Annotated in this window: 3 protein-coding genes and 1 pseudogene; 3 read left to right on the top strand and 1 reads right to left on the bottom strand. The window is 44.7% G+C overall.

From position 1 onward, the window contains the following. Positions 1 to 530: 530 nt before the first annotated feature. Together IM509_RS09945 and IM509_RS09940 are read left to right on the top strand one after the other, a co-directional pair. Complete coding sequence (locus IM509_RS09945) at positions 531 to 752, top strand: hypothetical protein (protein WP_052275261.1); 222 nt, start codon at positions 531 to 533, stop codon at positions 750 to 752. After that, a complete protein-coding gene (locus IM509_RS09940; protein ID WP_072927600.1) occupies positions 742 to 1,149 on the top strand; it encodes a PIN domain-containing protein in 408 nt (135 codons plus the stop codon). Before IM509_RS09945 ends, IM509_RS09940 begins: the two co-directional genes overlap by 11 nt. 153 nt (positions 1,150 to 1,302) lie before the next feature. Here the strand turns inward: IM509_RS09940 and IM509_RS09935 are convergent, their stop codons facing one another. Further along, entirely contained in the window at positions 1,303 to 1,851 is a 549-nt protein-coding gene (locus tag IM509_RS09935; protein ID WP_185237184.1) for a PEP-CTERM sorting domain-containing protein, read from the bottom strand. Positions 1,852 to 2,408: 557 nt separating this feature from the next. Between IM509_RS09935 and IM509_RS09930 the strand changes: the two are divergent. Then, positions 2,409 to 2,538 (top strand): annotated as a pseudogene (locus tag IM509_RS09930) (IS607 family transposase); the annotation flags it as partial.

Genomic DNA, 2,538 nt, shown 5'->3' with positions numbered 1-2,538 from the left:
CTCGGCTGGTGAGAGAGAGTCTATCTTTCTCTAAAAAAATGGAGAATCACGTTGGGGAACCCTTTGGTATTTTATCCATGACTACAATGCACAGCAAAGCAAAGGATTAAGCCGCCATCACTACTACCGAATCACCACCGCAAAAGGAACTTTTGAGTGGCATAGAACACATTGTTTAGCTAAATTCCCCCCTACTCTACCCTCGCCCGCCCATTTTGTCAAGATTTTTATCATTTATATTTCTTATACTTCATTTACCTATTGATTACTCGATTAGGGATTGAGGGCGATCTCCCAGAGATGCGCGAAGGGGTGCGCTTTTCTGGGGTGCGGGGGGTTATAGTATCATCAAAGAAATACTCTAGCCGCCGATCGCTCTTTTCATTGGCCAAAGACAAACAAAATAACTAGCATTAAAATAGTTATAGTCTCCGTTTCGGTGTTCCCGTTGTCCCAGTTCCCCTGATAGGATTTAATCGATCGCTTAACTCTAGAGCTAAAGTAGAGATAGGGTTTAATTGGAGCTATGTATGGAAGCGATCGAATTTAGGACGGTTATTTATGACGGTCAGGTGAGCGTTCCCCCCCGATATTCTTCTCGATGGGAAGGTAAGATGATGCGGGTGATTGTTTTGGATGACTCGGAAATCGTCCCCGATCCGAGCCAGAAAACTGAAAAAACGATGTTCGAGGCGATTTCTTTAAATACACGGGGATTTACATTCGATCGGGACGAGGCTAATGCCCGATAAAGTTTTTATCGATACTAATGTCTTAATTTACGGGTATTCTGAGGATGAGCCGGATAAACGACAGCGAGCGATTGATTGTGTTGGATCGGGTGAGGCTTGGATTAGTACACAGGTTTTAAATGAAACGATAAATGTATTAAAACGGAAATTTTCCCTAAGCTATTCGCAAATTCGAGACGCTGTACAAGAGCTTTCCGAGGGATTCCCAATCGTCCTCGTTTCTGTTAATACGATAGAGATGGCATTGAATCTAGCGGAACGTTATCAATATAGTTACTTTGATAGTTTAATACTGGCCAGCGCTCTGGAAGCGGGCTGTCAAATTCTCTACAGTGAAGATTTACAAGATGGTCAGCGAATCGAGAATCAATTGATGATCGTTAATCCCTTTAGTTAAGTAGGTAGGCGTTAAAAGTTGTCAGACACCCCCCTTGATAAGTAGGGTTGATTCATGAATCAACCCTACTTATAATCAACCCTACTATCAATCAACCCTACTATGAGTCAACCCCACCTTGATAAGGAGGGCAGGGGGATCAGTCGGTCAAAATTACTTTTCTAGTTTCCGGCCTTTGCACAATAAACCGACCCCCGCAACGGAGAGTAAACCGAGAACCGTCGCTGGTTCGGGAACCGGGGTCAGGGAATAATTGGCGAGAACGAAGGGTTCGCCACCCGTAAGACTACCGTAGCCACCGACGGAAGCGAAAAGGTCAACCGGACCTATAAGGCCAGCGGGCAAAAAGCCGAATCCATCATTACAATTCGTGGTGTTACAAGCGACAAAATCTAGTCCCGATCCGTCTAGGGATAGCACCGCCTGACCCGTTACAACACCACCAGCAAGAATGCTATCGACATAAGAACCTGTCAACGGAAGAGCGGGGGCGGGAGAGCCGTTAAAGGTGGTATTACTGATAGAACTGACGAATACCGTGTTGTTATCTGGTTGCAGGGTTCCGTCCACCGTCGCAGTGATGGTTCCTAAGCTGGAGGTGTAGGAAAAGTTAAAAGTTGCGGCGCTGGCAACTGGTGCGAGGGTGGCGGTGGCTACCGTGGCGAGGGCGACGGAATAGCAAAAGGAACTTTTGAGTGGCATAGAAGACATTGTGTAGCTAAATTCCCCCGAATTTTACCCCCCCCCGATTTTGTCAAGGTTTTTGTTATTTATATTTATTATGCTTTATCTACCTATTGATTACTCGATTGGGGATTGAGGGCGATCTCCCAAGAGAGCGGCGAAGGGGTGCGCTTTTCTGGGGTGCGGGGAGCGATCGGTCAAATTGGCATACACTATAATTATTAGAGCGATCGATGTTTAAGTAGGTAGGCGTTAAAAATTATCAGATGCCCCCCTTATTAAGGGTGATCCCCCCGCCTATCGGCACCCCCCTTATCAAGGGGGGCAGGGGGGATCGAACCTAAAATCCATTTTTAATTTAATTATAACCAGCTACTTATCTAAGTTAAAGACAACAATAAAACTAGCGATCGATGCACGTGATCAGTAAAGTTAAATTACGAGAGTTTTGGCAACGCCACTCGGACGCAGAAGACGCTCTTAGGGATTGGTATTGTAAAGTTTTGTAAAAAATATATGCAAATGACTGCAAACAACTGCTAATATGGTTAGTACAAGTTTACGTTGCAGTTCACATGAAACTATCAGATTATGCTAAGAAAAAAGGGATCAGTTATGACACTGCTTGGAGAATGTGGAATCGAGGGCAGTTACAAGGAGAACGTCTTCCTACAGGAACAATTATTATTTTTGAAGATGACCGTT

Source organism: Microcystis sp. M31BS1 (assembly GCF_020245285.1).
Taxonomy (GTDB): Bacteria; Cyanobacteriota; Cyanobacteriia; order Cyanobacteriales; family Microcystaceae; genus Microcystis; species Microcystis panniformis.
Note: the sequence above shows the minus strand (reverse complement) of the source record. Positions and strands in the feature narration are given on the sequence as shown.